Origin of the sequence: Methanosarcina thermophila TM-1 (genome assembly GCF_000969885.1) — an archaeon.
GTDB classification, from domain to species: domain Archaea; phylum Halobacteriota; class Methanosarcinia; order Methanosarcinales; family Methanosarcinaceae; genus Methanosarcina; species Methanosarcina thermophila.
Genome location: NZ_CP009501.1, coordinates 69,882 through 84,293 on the forward strand (window position 1 = coordinate 69,882; position 14,412 = coordinate 84,293).

The window sequence follows — 14,412 nt, forward strand, 5'->3', positions numbered from 1 at the left end:
TTGTTCACGTATATTTGGAGGTCTACAATGGATAAAAAATTAAAAAGCTGCCTGGTAACAACATCCGTATTATTGTTGTTTTTCCTGGCATTACCCCTGGGATGTATGGCAGCAGCGGATGTTCCTCCCTCTCCCCCAATACTTCCGATGACAGTAACAGGGGTAGCTCTCATTAACGGCACTCCTGCTCCCGACGGGACTGTCGTTGCAGCTTATCTTGATGAAAAGGAGTATCTTGCAAATACCTCCTCAGGAAATTACTCCCTCTTTATTCCTGGTACTGCCGAAGATGTAGGAAAACTGGTTACTTTTAAGGTGGATGGAAAGGCTGCTTCGAGCAGCGTTGCCTGGGAATCCGGCAGTATGGTTACCCTCGAGCTGCCTGATGGTAAGGCAATTTATTCCACAATTGCTGAAAGTGATTCAAGTAGTGGTTTAAACAGCAATTCAAACAGCAACTCAAATACTAATTCAAACAGCAACTCAAATACTAATTCAAACAGCAACTCAAATTCAAAAATAAGTTCAAAACCCCTGGTAGAAGATGAAGAACAGGAAGATTCCGCAGAAAGCTCCAAAGTCGATACCGTTGAAAGTTCAGTCCCTGAGCCGAACATGACGGCATTGCAAAATACGAGCGCAAACTCTGAAGATTATGAGGCAGTTGAATCTTCCGAATCTTCCGAAAGTTCCCCTAAACCAGAAAGTGCTCCAGGTTTCCTTAGTGTTTATGCGGTTGCAGGCATACTTCTGCTCGCTTTTGGATTCAATTTTGGGAGGGGATCCAGAAAGAATCCCTGAAGGACTTTTAAAAAGAGTCTGCATGAGTAATGGTAAAATTTCAAGGTGACAAGATGACGATCAAGGACAACTACTTAAAAATTTTATCATGCCTGGTTATTCTGCTACTGGGCATGTCCCTTGTTCCGGCTGCATCTGCCAATAGTGATTCCTCTACTATTCCTTCTCTCCCCAACGTGTTTGGAGGAAATCTGAAAGGAGATGCTGCAAATGCGGGTGCCGGACTTGTAATCTCTGCGTACATAGATTCAAGGCTTGTTGGCTCAAACACTATTGACGGAAATGGAAGATATCTGGTGACAGTTGACGGTACGAAGGAAGATAATGGAAAGGCGATAACTTTCAAGCTGGCAGGTGTCCCATCCGAACCAGTTTTAGTGACTTATAAGCATGGAGCTGATCCCGTAGAAATTGACCTGACGTTCAATGGAGACTTTGAACCCCCAACAATAGAAAGTTTATCAGCGTTCCCTCTATACATCCTGAATGATGGAAAGGACTCCTCAACTGTAAGGGCAAAAGTTGTGGGCCGACCCTCTGGAGCACCTTCAGTGACTATCGACCTTAATGGCATAGATCAGGGTGTTGTCTCATTGAATCCAGATAGTGGAGGCCTCTATTCCTGTGAAATAAAAAGTACTAAAACGGGTAAATTCAAATTCCCCTTTACGGCTGCGAACCCTTCAGGAAGCAGTATTACAGATAAAGAGAGCATTTCTATCATTATACTGAGTGAAGGTGAACTCGAAGCTGAGTTCGGAAACGCTGACGGAGCTTTCTCCCCTGAAGAAATTATGAATCTTGTAAGTAACAACGATGTATCCAGCGGAATCAAATATGCAGCTCTGGGTATATACTTTGCTGATGGGTGGGATAAAATATGAGACAGCCTAAATTTAAGTTCATTATTATACTGCTCCTGGCTCTGACTTTGTGTACTGCCCCAGCTTCTGCAGGCAGTGCAAATAGGGCTGTCCCTGCTACGGTCAATCCAGGCCAGGAGTTCCAGGTAACAGTCACTGTAGATGAGTATGGTGCTGCCGGGCAGGTTCTTGAAAAGCTTCCAGCTGGCTTCACCTTTGTTAAATCTTCCCTGCCGGAAAGAGCTGTAACTGTAAACGGTGATAAAGTTTCTTTCCTGCTCATGGGTGAAAAAAGCTTCACTTATACTCTGAAAGCTCCGGCATCAACCGGTACGTACAAATTTACGGGAATTTTAAGGGATATCAACAAAGCTGAGTTCGCTATCACTCCTGCCGACTCTTCCATCACTGTCATTCAACCTCCCAGTGGAGGCGGCGGAGGCGGTAAATCACGCAGTGGAGGCGGCGGAGCAGGAGCTTCCCAGGAGCCTCAGAGCAATGTAGAGGCTAAAGAACTGTCCCAGAAAACAGTTACCACAGGGAAACACATTAAGTTCGATTTCCCGAAGGGTGCAACCTGCGTAAGATATGTGGAGTTTGATGCCAAGAAGAGTCTTGGAAAGGTTACTACCATTGTCGAGATGCTGAAAGGTCAGTCCAAGCTTGTTCCTAACCTGCCCGAGGGTTCGGTCTATAAAAACATTAACATCTGGGTAGGTTCAGGTGGAATCGCAAACTCCAATAATATCGAAAACGCTGTTGTTGGCTTCAGAGTCGAGAAAGCATGGCTTGAGGAGCGCGGAGTTGACGAGTCGTCTGTGGCTCTCTGGCACTACAACAAAGGCTGGAATAAGCTCGAGACTGAGAAGGTTGGTGAGGATAACACCTACGTCTTCTACGATGCCAAAACTTCAGGCTTCGGCTGCTTCTCAATTGTAGTACCTGAGAAGATAATAGAGCCTTCTATCGAGGAAGACACCAGCTCTCCCACTCCTGAAAACGACACAAAACCACCGGCTAATGAAACACGAAAACCCCTTGGATGGAGATCTATTCCTGGCTTTGAGTCTGTAATAGCCATCGGCGTTCTCGGAGCTGTGTATCTGGTTCTGAGAAGGAAATAAAAAGTACCGAATTAGAAACAAATTTCAATTAAAGCAGCTTCCAAAGCTGCTTTTCTTTCTTTTTTAACCTGCCCACCAGCAGTCCCCTGTTTTTCAAATGCATCTCTTCTGGAGTTCTCATAATTGAGGCAACGATCGAGAATACTGAAAAACTTAAAATAAATATATTCATTCAAAATCTCAAAATTAACTTCTTAAGGAATAAAAAACAGCTTATTTTGACTACAAATAGCCCTCTTGAGCGAAGCGAAAAGGGCACCGTCCTCCCGAGATGGGACTCGGGTGATACATCAGCCGGGATTCGAACCCGGGTTCGAGCGTTGGCAACGCCCGGTGATAACCGCTACACTACTGATGTTCGAAGCTTACAGGATGCCCTGCCTTTTTTATTGTATATATTTTCTCATTAATTAATTTGACCCTTGATAGATCTTCGAGGCATTTTTTTATATTATCACGCCGGTATAGTCTGACATCCCTTATGCTCTGGCAGCATTTACTAATTCAACATCTTAAATTGGGCTTTTGACTTTGTTACTGAATCTCTTGAGTGATGGATTTTGAGCGAGCTTGAGAAACTGATAAATCTTGCAAAAAATGCAGCCGAAAAAATCCGGAAATACAGATTTGCACGTGTAGTCTCACACAATGATGCGGATGGGCTGACCTCAGCCGGGATAATGGCACAGGCACTGCTGCGGGCAGGCATTTGTTTCCAGATTTCTATAGTTGGAAGGCTGGATGAAGCTGTGATTGAGGAAGTGAACCGAAGTATCTCCGTGGAAGAAGTTGTTATTTTCTGTGATATGGGCAGCGGGCAGCCTGAACTTATAGGCAAGGTGGCGGCTGACGTTATAGTGCTTGACCATCACCAGCCTGTAGGGCAGTCGCCGGCAAAGGCAATCGTAAACGCCCATCTTGCAGGAATTGATGGAGCCACTGACATCTCGGCTTCCGGAACCTGCTATCTTGTAGCCAGAGAACTGTCAGCCGATAACATTGATCTTGCAGGGCTTGCGCTTGCAGGCGCAGTCGGTGACAAGCAGCTTTTCCGCACAGCTAATGCCTTCATTCTGGGAGAGGCTCTAAAAGCAGGGGTCGTGTCCATCAGGAAGGGGCTCAAAGTAGGAGACGGAGACCTTGTAGACGTGCTTGCATATACTATTGAGCCTTTCATGGATATAACCGGCTACCCTGAGAAAACTAAAGAATTTCTGGACCTGCTGGAGCTTTCAGGAAGGATTGAAGATCTTTCTGAGGAGGAAGTCTCAAGGCTTGCCAATGCTGTCGCCCTCAAACTTGTAAGGCAGGCAAGCCCGGAAGCTATCGAAGCTGTCATAGGAGAAGTTTTACTCCTGAACCGGGAGCTTGTAAGAAATGTTTACGATTTTAACTCTATTCTTAGCACATGCGGAAAGCAAAAAATCTATGGACTGGCTATTTCACTCTGCCTGAAAGACCGGGAAATTGTCAATGAAGCTCTCTCTCTTAAAAAAGAATACGAGAAGAAACTTGTACTGAATATCAGGGAAAATGTTGAAAAAATTCGCAAAGGAGAAAACATCTGGTATGTTATTACCGCTGATGCCATTTCTACAGGCAGCCTTGCAAGTACAGTTGTCCGTTACCTTCATCCCGAACTCCCTTTCATCTGCGTAAACGAATCTGAAGGTATCCTGAAAGTCTCCGCAAGAGGCACCCGTGAACTCGTCTCAAAGGGTCTTGACCTTGCTTTTGCCCTGAGAGAGGCAGCAAGCGCAGTTGGAGGAAGCGGAGGTGGGCATAATGTAGCTTCTGGAGCTGTACTCCCTATAGGGAGTGAAGAGGAATTCCTGAGCATTGCAGATCGGATAATAGGTGAGCAGCTCCGAAAGCCTGGAAAAGGAAAAGCAAGATAAAATGATAAAAAATAAAGGAAAAACAAAATCAAAAGTTATTAAGATAAAAGCCACAAAGCGGCGAGGAATGCTTATGAAAATAACAGGTACAATTGAATTTCCCGATCCTGAATCAAGAAAGGCTGCTGCGAAAATTCTTCAAGCTCTCTCTCCTGATAATCTTAGAAGTATGGAAAGTGAGATCAGTGATGAAAAAGTTGCTGTCCGGTTTCACGCGGAAAAAATAGGCTCTTTGCTTGCAACTGTCGATGATTTTCTCATGAATGTTAAAATCGGGGAAGGAATTGAGCAGGTTTTAGAAAAAGAAGAGATAGCCAGCGAGATTTGAGTTTATTTCTCAGCTTATCTCTTCCTTATTTCACTCCTCTATTGCCTTTAAATTTACTGGCGGAAGCTATTTCCTGCTGAACCTTATTTCCTGCCTGAACCTTCCTGCCAGAGTAAAATAAGCTCTTTAAGTCTCTCTTTCGTGAGTTCTGCTCCGGTTTCGGGGATTTGCAGCCCATTGAGGTAGATACGGATAGCTTCCTGCAATTCTTGGGTGCTTATCTTTTCTCCTTCTTGAGAATCCGGGCTATCCCAGGGATTCCAGGAGCGAACTGTCCAGTTCCAGCTCTGTATAACTTTCTCACTTCTGGTTTCGGCAACTACTGTGACTTTACAAAGCCCAGTAGAATTGATGGTCTCTTTATGTGAACTATTCTTGACACAGGATTCGGATTTCCTGTTCTCTCCGTTAAGATACCAGCTTACATTACAGGCAGAGTTTGTACTGATATTAAAAATTTGTTCCTCCCCCCTGAAGGTTATAATATCCTTCTCAGGGCTGGCTGAGTTAATTGAGAAGGGAACAACTTCAATGTAACCCGGTTTTATTATAGTATCCGATCCTTCACTATTACTGCTGGTAAGCGAAACTGTATAACATCCGTAAGAGCAGTAGGTATAAACTGGGTTCCTGGCAGTTGAGTCAATTTTTCCATCACCATTCATATCCCATTTCCAGGAAGAGGCATTGCGGGAACGGTCTGTGAACTGGACTGTTAGAGGGGAAATCCCTGCTGTAACGTTTGAAGAAAAATCAGCTTCAGGAAGTTTGTTAACGGTTGTGAAAGCTTTAATGCAGAGATTTGCCTCCGAGCTGCCGGCGGATATATCCTCCCATTTTATCCCGTCAGGGCTAACATAACTTTCTCCGGGATTAGCCTGTGCCTTGCTGCTGTAAAAAACTATAGGCTGTTCGACTGCAAGAGGACCAGGATTCGAAGGGTTAATGAACTTTATAACTATTGAGAATCTTTCTCCAGCACTTATTGCTACACCAGAGCGCAGCACATGTGTATGATATCCTGGGTAGGTATATCTCCCGCTTTCCTGCGCAACGAATCCCTGTTCCAGATTAACGGGACCGGAGACAGGATTTTTGTAAACATATATCTCATAAGCAGTATTAAGGTCTGTAGTATAGAATCCTACGGCTTTGAGTGTCTCATTTCTCTCCGACAAGAAAACATTGCCTCCCCAGGCAACCAGGCTCCCTGGATATTCTTTCGATATTATCCATCCCAGTGGATCATACTGGTAGATATGGTCATAATTGTCCACACTTTCGGCTGTGAACACGGCATTCTCTTCATATCCAAGTTTTGTGTCGTAGTATGAGACATAGAAATACCCATCCTCACCCCAGGTCTCTCCCCAGCTATTCTTGACTATAAAAGCACCGTCTCCGGGCGGAACTCGTGCAAACGAATTTCTGTCAAAATAATCGTTCCAGCCCACGATAGTTACAGCGTGATTAACAGGCTGATATCCTGTATACCGATATGTGTGATTTTTCTCCTGATAGTAAGCAGGATTCCAGTACATTGTTGTATACACAGCTCCATATTCCAGAAGCGCCCTTTTGAGAACCTCATTATTTAGCGGCTCGGTCTTTCCTGGAAGGAGAAGTACCTCCTGTACATGTTTCTGTACGGGAAGTCCTGTGGGCGAATAGACAGAGGAGTCATTATAAGGATCTTGAGATTCATCTACAGGCCCACTCCAGCGGGAAAGGTATGCTGTTGATATTAATGCGTTGCCACCTTCACTCGGAGTAAGGTCAAAACCCTGAGGATAGCTGTTTGTGACAAGATTTTTTATGTTATTTTCGGAAAAATCATAGGTTTTTCCTTCTTTTCCCAGGATATAAGACTCAAGAGAAGCAATAGTTGAAAAAGCCCAGCAACTTCCGTCTTTTCCCTGGTTTTTTGCGGATGTTACCTTCCCTTCACTCCGCAAATCATAAACTGGCGGAAGATTTGAACCTGAAGCTCTCACTAACTGTCTTCCTTCAGGGGTTACAGGTTCTGGAAGTTTGACAGGTGAAGGCTTATACCCTGTACCTGAAATCTGTCCGTTCCTATCCACCAGAGACAGGGGTTCAATTGGACAGGGCTGCAAGCTTTCCAGGAAATCGGGATTTATCGGTACCGTTTCAATCACAGGTTCAACGGTGGACTCAGTGGAAGCTGTGCAGTTCTGCAGCATTTCAGGGTTTTCTGCATTTCCTGCAGCAAAACCCGGGCTACCCGGCAGGCACAAAAACAAGACCATTAAAACAGGCAGAAAAAATTTTAGTCTTCTAAGCAGGGAGAGTTTAATTCTTTTCAAGATTTTTGGCCTCAGTTAGATTGTCTCCGGACAGCTTTTGGATAATTTCTTGAAGCTTGCCGGGATATAAATTCCTATCATTATTTTTACAGAAAGTCTGTAAAAATATTTATGATATTTGTCTATATATCTTTTTCCAACTGGGCACAATTTTTTATTATATCCGGACAGCTTATTCATCTACATTGTCTCTACAAGCTAACTGGGATTATTCTCTAGCGAAAAACCGCATTCTTTCTAGAAAAATTTCCAATAGAAAGAAACATTACTCTTGCCTTTCCATACTTTATGGGGGAGCATTTTAACGGGGGTGAAAATCTGCTTTCGGAAGCACTTGCAGACCTTGAGAAAATCAAGCCTGAGGACCTTGATAAGGAGATCCTTAGAGCTGCCATGATTGCTGAACTGGACGCTATCAATATTTATGAGCAGATGGCAAACCTGACAAAAAGCGAAGAGATACGCAAAATCCTGCTTGACGTTGCCAGAAAAGAAAAAATTCACGTAGCGATGTTTGAAACCGTACTGCTGCAAACCGACCAGGAGTTTTTGAGAATCTACTCAGAATATGCTCTTGCCAGAAGTAGAGAATAAACTTTATTTTCTCCATTTTTTTCAGTTTTTCCTTATTTTTTCCCTACTTCTGTCCTGTCCTTACGAGGTTAGCCAATCTTAACACCAGATCAGCCTGTTTTTAACCAATTACCCTGCCATACCCAGACTGACCTTCCACATTAACTTTATCTCGTCAGAACCACATTTTCTATTGATCCTCCATGTTTGATGAATACGAGAAGAAGAGAAATTTTAAGAAGACTCCTGAGCCTCCAGTCAGCGATCTTAAGAAAAGCTCTGACAAACTGATTTTTGTGGTTCAACGCCATGATGCACGTAATCTTCACTACGATCTACGCCTGGAGATGGATGGGGTTCTGAAAAGCTGGGCTGTGCCAAAGGAACCCCCTAAAGAAGCAGGCATACGAAGGCTCGCTGTCGAGACTGAGGACCATCCTCTGGAATATGCCGATTTCGAGGGAGAAATCCCTGAAGGGGAGTACGGAGCCGGCACGGTCGAGATATGGGATAAGGGAACCTTTGAACTTTTGAAGCGTGAGGAAAAGGAAATTGTGGTAGCGCTTGAAGGAGAAAAACTGAGAGGGGATTATGTTTTGATCAGGACAAAGTATGGGAAAGGGGAAAAAGGTTGGCTTTTCTTTAAAAAGGCTAACTGAAGATTGGCTAAAGATTGGCTGAAGATTGGCTGAAAATGGGCTGAAGATCAGCTGAAGATCAGCTGAAGATCGGCTAAAACTCGGCTGAAGCCCGGTATGCAGGGTTACTCAAACCGTGTGACGAGAATAAGGCATAAAGCGAAGCTATCAACGAAGCACATTAATGAAAAATAGGTTTGAGATACCCTGGATTAGGGCTCGAACCCTGACCTTTTTAAACTATTATGAATAATAATCATATGGGGATACTTACGGAAGAAAGGGTAAAAATCAATGTTTCTGAAACTGCTGGGGAAAACTGCTGCGTTGCCGCGCGTGATGGACAGAAGGTTTATAATAAAATTGCAGCTGCACTCTGCGAAAATAAGAAAATTGAACTTTCTTTTGCAGAGACGGCTGAGCTGACGCCTGCCTTTCTGAACTCAGCAATAGGGCAGCTTTATGGCTGTTTTCCCGCAGAACAGATAGAGAGCAGCCTTTTATTCACGGATATCTCCGATGAAGACGAGGTTATTCTTAAAAGGGTCATCGAACGGGCAAAAACCTATTTTGAGCACGCGTATACCTGCAGAAAGGCGTTGAAAGACGTGCTTGGAGGAGAAGAGGATGCGTAAGAGCATTCACCGTGCAACCGTTTATCCTGTGAGACGCCGCCCGAGGCTTCGCGCCGGAGCATCCAGACCGGCAGAACCTCTCCCTGTAAAAGAAGTCCATTCCATAGACGAATATGATTTTCCCGAAGGAAAAGGCTACTTCTTTGACACCAATATCTGGCTGTACATCTACGGCCCGATCGGCTGGCCTGACCCGAGGTCGGACGCCTACTCCAAAGCCCTGAAGGAAATCCTGAACTCAGACGGCACGATCTATATAAACTGCATGATAATCTCAGAATTCATCAATGCCTTCGCCAGAATAGAATTCAAGCAGCAGACTGATTTTACGCGGTTCAAGGATTTCCGAAACTCCCTTGCCTTCCGGGCAATCGCCCAGGATATTGCCTACAACGTGAGAAAAATCCTTAAAAGCACCCTTGCCTGCGACCCCGAACTTCAGGCAATAGACCTTCCAGAAGTCATGGACTTTTTCGAGCAAGGAAAATACGATTTCAACGACCTCCTCTTTGCCCAGATCTGCCGCGCAAAAAATATGGTTTTCGTAACCCATGACAAGGATTTCAGCGAACTCGGAGTCGAGATCCTGACCGCAAACGAGAAGCTGGTGAATACTGGAAGAAAGTAACCGATTTTTTTACTTTTGGGGCTTAACCTCAAGATAGAGTTCAATTGCTTTTTTCATTCTCCTGTTCAATTCGCCAAGAATTTTTGATTGTGTGTGGCAGCCTGGGAGTTCAGGTACAGAGGCTACATAAATTTCAATACTTCTTTAAATCTATTTTGTAAATGTGCTGCGGAGCGAACTGCTTTTTATCATTAAGAATGATCCCTCCGTTGTAGAACTGAAAATCAGGAAATACGGCAAAATAAACCACTGTTCCCAGTTTCAAGAAATACCCGGGAATCAATCTTTTGTTTGAATTTTTCTGAACCTGCTTGATGGAAAAATAACTTTGTGCCAGCCGAGATCCAGGCCGCCTCTCCCATCTGGAAAATTCTTCCCTTCAAAGAAATAAATACAATTTTCCGTAAATATCGAGTAGTCCAGGTCTTCCATCACTTCATACCTGAAAATCTTAATGATTTCCTGTGTCCTTTTATCCTTGAAATAGACGCAAAAGCCGATCTTTTACCTCCTCTCGGACCGATATAATACTCGTTTTCCGAACTTATCCTGCCTATTATTTGCTTAAAAACCCCTAAAAACCATAAATGCTCTATAGAGAAATTCTCAATCAGATTTTCCTTAAGGCATCTTCCAGATGTCCAAAATTCTCTGGGATTTCATAATCCAGTTCTTCCGCCCTGGATAAGTCCAGATCTAAATAGGGTTTTTCAAACCGATTTTCATCAAAAATGACAAAATTACCTTTTCCAGTCCTTATTACAAAATAGTTTTTGTCCCTTAGCTCTTTAGACTGCATGGAGTAAAAATCAATTGAAAGATAATTTGGAGTGCGACCTTGCAGTTTTAATCGGTGCTTAGTTTTATATTCGGAAAAATTTCTTTCTTTAGAGTGACCCTGTGTTGAGAGTTCTTTGAGAAATTTGGGGTCGTTGATGAGTGGAAGCCAAACAGTATTAATTATGAAAGACAGTTGGCGAGGGAGTTAATAAATTTTTTTGATTTAGTTGTGAGTGGGAGTTTTGGGATGATTTTATTGGTTAATAGTTTCTATTCTAGATTTTTTACAGGAATAATGGTTCACGAAGTTTAATGATCTATTGGAAATTGAACTAATTCGAGTAAATAAAATTTTATAGGCTAAATAAAGTTGATGAATTTATTATAAAATAACTTTTTTATTAATCAGATCTCTTTATTGATTCTTTAATCTTTGGCTATAATATATATTATTATAATTCTCTATAAAAAAACCAAAAAATTTATTAATTTAGTAAGTTTCCCCGTATACATGCTGCTTTTCAAAAATTCAGCTAAAACTATGGAAGGAGTTCTCAGTAACGCAAAGCATGCTACAGATGGGAAGCCACATTATGTCAAACCGGGCGATATAATATTGACAGCTCAAACTAAAAGCACGTTGTTGCCTGGACAAAAGCCAATAAGATGGATAATGAATTATGTGTCTTGTGAAGAAGATGTAAATAATCTAAGCGACAAAATCTGGGGTAAGCACTGGAGATATATAATAAACGGGAAAAACGTGAGATCTGTGGAGCCTTTCGATATAAACGATATAAAAGTTACTTCAAAAAATTACGATGCAGTCCAAACTTTTGCTATAGTTGAACCTGAAGATGAAGAAAAAGTGCTTAATTGGATAAACGAGCCTACAATCACTTATGCATATGATTCTGGTATCTTCTCCGAAGAATTTAAAGAAGGACAAATCCTAGATTACGATGAAGTAATACAAAAATTAGACTTGAAATATAGAAATACTCCTGAGTTCAAAGAAACTGTCATTAATCTAATACAAAGACCTTCTCTACTATCTAATGCTATTAAAGAAAAATATGGATATAAGTGTATGATTTGTGGATATCCCGGATTTGTGAAAAAAGATGGAGAAAAGTATGCAGAAGTTCACCATATGATAGAGCTAAATAAAAAAGCTCCAGAAACACTTCAGAGCTGGAATTTGCTAGTTGTTTGCCCACTTTGCCATAAGAAACTTCATTATGCAGAAGTGAGATCAGATTATTTAAATCCAGGATGGAAAATAGTGATTGATGGTGAAGAGCACATTATTAAGTAACGTTTCTTAAAGTGTCAAAAATTATTTAAAGAAAATTCAGTGAAATCTCTCTGATCTTTCTTGTAAGTCATAAAGATATCACTTCATTGAGAACACGTTTCCCAATGTTGGGTTTAAGCCCTGTCCTGGTAACAAGGTCTACTTTCACTCCCAGCAGGTCACTCAGATAATACTCAAGTTCAATGTACTTAAGGAGCCCAGGAGTTTCATCAAATTCTACCAGAATATCAAGATCGCTTTCACCTGTTTGTTCCCCTCTTACATATGACCCGAAAACTCCGAGATAGCTCACGCTGTACTTTTCTCTAATCTCCGGCAGGTGTTGCCTGAGTATTCTTATGAAATAGTCAACATCTTTAAGTTGTTGGGAAGGCATTTTTATTCTTCTTATGTTTCATTCTTTATTTACTAGATAAAGATGGCTACTTTATTATGATATTGACTTCATGTTATCTGGCTTTTCTGCTGTCCAGCCTTTTATACAAAATATGCATTCAAGCTAAAAAGAGTAATAGCTGCATAAAGTATCGGATGAGAATTCGGATGAAAATTATGCAACGATTTCGTCAAAGATGTAGCTAGCTATTTTTCCAGACGCTAAATATATAAATAGCTGGTCAGGTTTTTATGTAGGTGACACAAGTATAAGCGGGTTACAGATATCTATAACTAATTCTATGTCTGAATTATAGGTGTAAACTCTTAAACTATAACTACAATGTTTCAAAACTCGATATCCTCTATCTGAGTTACGAATACTCGCCATAGAATAGGCATTTATATTAGAAACAGGATTTAGACTCTGTTTACATCCTTATTCCAATCCACATATTACATTATATTACATTATTTCCACATCACACAAAAGAGGCTTAAACTTTGGAATTAAAGTTCAATCTCAAGGCTTATTTTAAAACAAGTGCAGACCCCACTCCTGCAAAGGACACCATAGCTGCGCTTTTCGAAGAGGCAAATAAGACCCTTCTTACAAAAGGAGCGCCTGAAGGACAGGGAGCAAAGGTTACGGAATGGAAGCTCGGGGAGGATAGGATCGAGCTTGCGCTTGTATCCGGCAGGTATGTCAGGGTGCACGATGCGATATTCAGGCTGAGGAAACAGTTAGCTGAGGCTCTGGGAAAGAAATACAAGATCGGGATTCGCGGAATCGAGGTTGAATCCTTTATCATTCAGGTGCCGGCTGAACACGAGCTCAGAATGCTGAAGGTACCCTACATAAAAGGCATGGAATACATAGAAGGTGGGATTCAGCTTGAGCTTGAGGTCGGGGAAACTGAGATGAAGAATCGGGTGCCGGACAGAATTCTCACGCTCCTTGAAGAGAAAATCGAGGCTTTGCAGTACGGGGCAAAAGCCGAGCACTGGAATTTGCTCTGGCAGAGAGAGCCTATGGAACACCCTTTCAAGGAAGACCCAACCCAGGCAATGATAAAAGAAGGCTGGATCAAGCGAGGTTCAAGCCGTGGGCAGTGGATCCACGGGCCGCAGTCCACAAGGATCTTCCGGACTTTCGAAAAGATTGTCCTTGAAGAGCTTCTTGAGCCTCTCGGATACAGGGAGATGATTTTCCCGAAACTTGTAACCTGGGAAGTCTGGATGAAATCTGGACATGCCAAGGGTGTATACCCTGAGATATATTACATATGCCCACCGAAGACAAGGGACCCCGATTACTGGGAAGAAGTTGCCGATTATTATAAGGTCACCCATGAAGTGCCCACGAAACTCATCAAGGAAAAAATCGGAGAACCCATCGGGGGCATGGCTTATGCCCAGTGCCCTCCTTTCTGGATGTATCTGGCAGGGGAAACCCTTCCAAATGAAGAGATCCCTATAAAGGTCTTTGACAGGTCAGGCACCTCACACAGGTATGAAAGCGGTGGAATCCACGGGATCGAAAGGGTGGATGAGTTCCACAGGATAGAAATCGTATGGGTCGGGACAAAGGAAGAGGTAATAAAGTGTGCAGATGAACTCCATGAGCGTTATGCACATATCTTCAATAATATCATGGATATTGAGTGGAGAAAAGCAAGAGTTACCCCCTGGTTCATGGCACAGGAAGGGCTTCTCGGGCTTGCTGAAGAAAACACTGTGGGAACTACGGATTACGAAGCCTGCCTGCCTTACCGTGGCCCTGATGGAGAGTGGCTTGAGTTCCAGAACGTGAGCATCAACGGAGACAAGTATCCCAAAGGCTTCAATGTCAAACTCCAGTCAGGAGAAGAACTCTGGTCTGGCTGTTCTGGAGTGGGGCTTGAAAGATGGGCTGCGGTCTTCCTCGCACAGAAAGGACTTGATCCTGCAAACTGGCCTGAGGAATTCAGAAAGAGGGTAGGTGAGATGCCGAAAGGTATCCGCTTCCTCTAAACTTCTTCTTTTAAACTTTCTCATATCCCTCTTTTAGATAATAGGCAGGAAGCGTTTCTGACCGATTTGTTTATATACTGAAATGATATGTATAGTGAGCCATTAACTAGT

16 protein-coding genes and 1 tRNA gene are annotated in these 14,412 nt (G+C 42.7%); 12 read left to right on the forward strand and 5 right to left on the reverse strand.

Annotated elements, in window-relative coordinates:
• Positions 1 to 27: 27 nt before the first annotated feature.
• Genes MSTHT_RS00330 through MSTHT_RS00340 form a run of 3 tightly spaced genes read left to right on the forward strand, consistent with a single transcriptional unit; the run spans position 28 to position 2,788 of the window.
• On the forward strand, positions 28 to 801 hold the full coding sequence (locus MSTHT_RS00330; protein WP_148704359.1) for a hypothetical protein: 774 nt from the start codon (positions 28 to 30) through the stop codon (positions 799 to 801).
• A gap of 53 nt (positions 802 to 854) precedes the next feature.
• A complete protein-coding gene (locus MSTHT_RS00335) occupies positions 855 to 1,685 on the forward strand; it encodes a hypothetical protein (protein ID WP_048166091.1) in 831 nt (276 codons plus the stop codon).
• Complete coding sequence (locus tag MSTHT_RS00340; RefSeq protein ID WP_048166092.1) at positions 1,682 to 2,788, forward strand: PGF-pre-PGF domain-containing protein; 1,107 nt, start codon at positions 1,682 to 1,684, stop codon at positions 2,786 to 2,788. The genes MSTHT_RS00335 and MSTHT_RS00340 overlap by 4 nt, the downstream gene beginning before the upstream one ends.
• Positions 2,789 to 2,799: 11 nt before the next feature.
• Here the strand turns inward: MSTHT_RS00340 and MSTHT_RS14200 are convergent, their stop codons facing one another.
• On the reverse strand, positions 2,800 to 2,964 hold the full coding sequence (locus MSTHT_RS14200; protein ID WP_156149684.1) for a hypothetical protein: 165 nt from the start codon (positions 2,962 to 2,964) through the stop codon (positions 2,800 to 2,802).
• A gap of 110 nt (positions 2,965 to 3,074) precedes the next feature.
• Positions 3,075 to 3,146: transfer RNA gene (locus MSTHT_RS00345), tRNA-Gly, on the reverse strand.
• A 202-nt stretch (positions 3,147 to 3,348) separates the two neighbouring features.
• Here MSTHT_RS00345 and MSTHT_RS00350 point away from each other — a divergent pair.
• On the forward strand, positions 3,349 to 4,686 hold the full coding sequence (locus tag MSTHT_RS00350) for a DHH family phosphoesterase (protein ID WP_048166093.1): 1,338 nt from the start codon (positions 3,349 to 3,351) through the stop codon (positions 4,684 to 4,686).
• Between the two features lies 1 nt (position 4,687).
• Positions 4,688 to 5,014, forward strand: a complete 327-nt coding sequence (locus tag MSTHT_RS00355; protein ID WP_231588118.1) for a KEOPS complex subunit Pcc1 — start codon at positions 4,688 to 4,690, stop codon at positions 5,012 to 5,014.
• A gap of 83 nt (positions 5,015 to 5,097) precedes the next feature.
• On the opposite strand, the gene MSTHT_RS00360 is transcribed toward MSTHT_RS00355, so the two are convergent.
• Complete coding sequence (locus MSTHT_RS00360) at positions 5,098 to 7,284, reverse strand: C1 family peptidase (RefSeq protein WP_048168255.1); 2,187 nt, start codon at positions 7,282 to 7,284, stop codon at positions 5,098 to 5,100.
• Positions 7,285 to 7,659: 375 nt separating this feature from the next.
• Here MSTHT_RS00360 and MSTHT_RS00365 point away from each other — a divergent pair, with 375 nt between their 5' ends.
• From MSTHT_RS00365 to MSTHT_RS14205, 5 genes are all read left to right on the forward strand, one after another.
• Entirely contained in the window at positions 7,660 to 7,935 is a 276-nt protein-coding gene (locus tag MSTHT_RS00365) for a ferritin family protein (protein ID WP_048168256.1), read from the forward strand.
• 182 nt (positions 7,936 to 8,117) lie between these two features.
• On the forward strand, positions 8,118 to 8,573 hold the full coding sequence (locus MSTHT_RS00370) for a DNA polymerase ligase N-terminal domain-containing protein (protein WP_048166094.1): 456 nt from the start codon (positions 8,118 to 8,120) through the stop codon (positions 8,571 to 8,573).
• A gap of 239 nt (positions 8,574 to 8,812) precedes the next feature.
• Positions 8,813 to 9,187, forward strand: coding sequence for an STAS-like domain-containing protein (locus tag MSTHT_RS00375; RefSeq protein WP_048168257.1), 375 nt, complete (start codon positions 8,813 to 8,815; stop codon positions 9,185 to 9,187).
• Entirely contained in the window at positions 9,180 to 9,815 is a 636-nt protein-coding gene (locus MSTHT_RS00380; RefSeq protein WP_048166095.1) for a type II toxin-antitoxin system VapC family toxin, read from the forward strand. Before MSTHT_RS00375 ends, MSTHT_RS00380 begins: the two co-directional genes overlap by 8 nt.
• Positions 9,816 to 10,145: 330 nt before the next feature.
• On the forward strand, positions 10,146 to 10,343 hold the full coding sequence (locus MSTHT_RS14205) for a hypothetical protein (RefSeq protein WP_148704358.1): 198 nt from the start codon (positions 10,146 to 10,148) through the stop codon (positions 10,341 to 10,343).
• A gap of 82 nt (positions 10,344 to 10,425) precedes the next feature.
• Here MSTHT_RS14205 and MSTHT_RS00385 read toward each other — a convergent pair whose 3' ends face one another.
• On the reverse strand, positions 10,426 to 10,614 hold the full coding sequence (locus MSTHT_RS00385) for a hypothetical protein (RefSeq protein ID WP_048166096.1): 189 nt from the start codon (positions 10,612 to 10,614) through the stop codon (positions 10,426 to 10,428).
• 492 nt (positions 10,615 to 11,106) lie between these two features.
• Here MSTHT_RS00385 and MSTHT_RS00390 point away from each other — a divergent pair, with 492 nt between their 5' ends.
• The gene (locus MSTHT_RS00390; RefSeq protein ID WP_148704357.1) at positions 11,107 to 11,913 is read left to right on the forward strand and encodes an HNH endonuclease; all 807 of its coding nucleotides are present in this window, start codon (positions 11,107 to 11,109) and stop codon (positions 11,911 to 11,913) included.
• A gap of 67 nt (positions 11,914 to 11,980) precedes the next feature.
• Here the strand turns inward: MSTHT_RS00390 and MSTHT_RS00395 are convergent, their stop codons facing one another.
• Complete coding sequence (locus MSTHT_RS00395) at positions 11,981 to 12,289, reverse strand: nucleotidyltransferase family protein (RefSeq protein WP_048166098.1); 309 nt, start codon at positions 12,287 to 12,289, stop codon at positions 11,981 to 11,983.
• Positions 12,290 to 12,792: 503 nt separating this feature from the next.
• On the opposite strand from MSTHT_RS00395, the gene MSTHT_RS00400 reads away from it, so the two are divergent.
• Positions 12,793 to 14,301, forward strand: coding sequence for a serine--tRNA ligase (locus MSTHT_RS00400; RefSeq protein ID WP_048166099.1), 1,509 nt, complete (start codon positions 12,793 to 12,795; stop codon positions 14,299 to 14,301).
• The last annotated feature ends 111 nt before the right edge of the window (positions 14,302 to 14,412 follow it).

Excerpts from the sequence above, each read along its gene's own strand:
- MSTHT_RS00355 (WP_231588118.1), top strand. The coding sequence starts at position 4,688 with ATGATAAAAAATAAAGGAAAAACAAAATCAAAAGTTATTAAGATAAAA.
- MSTHT_RS00395 (WP_048166098.1), bottom strand. The coding sequence starts at position 12,289 with ATGCCTTCCCAACAACTTAAAGATGTTGACTATTTCATAAGAATACTC.
- MSTHT_RS00330 (WP_148704359.1), top strand. The coding sequence starts at position 28 with ATGGATAAAAAATTAAAAAGCTGCCTGGTAACAACATCCGTATTATTG.
- MSTHT_RS00370 (WP_048166094.1), top strand. The coding sequence starts at position 8,118 with ATGTTTGATGAATACGAGAAGAAGAGAAATTTTAAGAAGACTCCTGAG.
- MSTHT_RS00335 (WP_048166091.1), top strand. The coding sequence starts at position 855 with ATGACGATCAAGGACAACTACTTAAAAATTTTATCATGCCTGGTTATT.
- MSTHT_RS00380 (WP_048166095.1), top strand. The coding sequence starts at position 9,180 with ATGCGTAAGAGCATTCACCGTGCAACCGTTTATCCTGTGAGACGCCGC.
- MSTHT_RS00385 (WP_048166096.1), bottom strand. The coding sequence starts at position 10,614 with ATGCAGTCTAAAGAGCTAAGGGACAAAAACTATTTTGTAATAAGGACT.
- MSTHT_RS00340 (WP_048166092.1), top strand. The coding sequence starts at position 1,682 with ATGAGACAGCCTAAATTTAAGTTCATTATTATACTGCTCCTGGCTCTG.
- MSTHT_RS00375 (WP_048168257.1), top strand. The coding sequence starts at position 8,813 with ATGGGGATACTTACGGAAGAAAGGGTAAAAATCAATGTTTCTGAAACT.
- MSTHT_RS00360 (WP_048168255.1), bottom strand. The coding sequence starts at position 7,284 with ATGGTCTTGTTTTTGTGCCTGCCGGGTAGCCCGGGTTTTGCTGCAGGA.
- MSTHT_RS00390 (WP_148704357.1), top strand. The coding sequence starts at position 11,107 with ATGCTGCTTTTCAAAAATTCAGCTAAAACTATGGAAGGAGTTCTCAGT.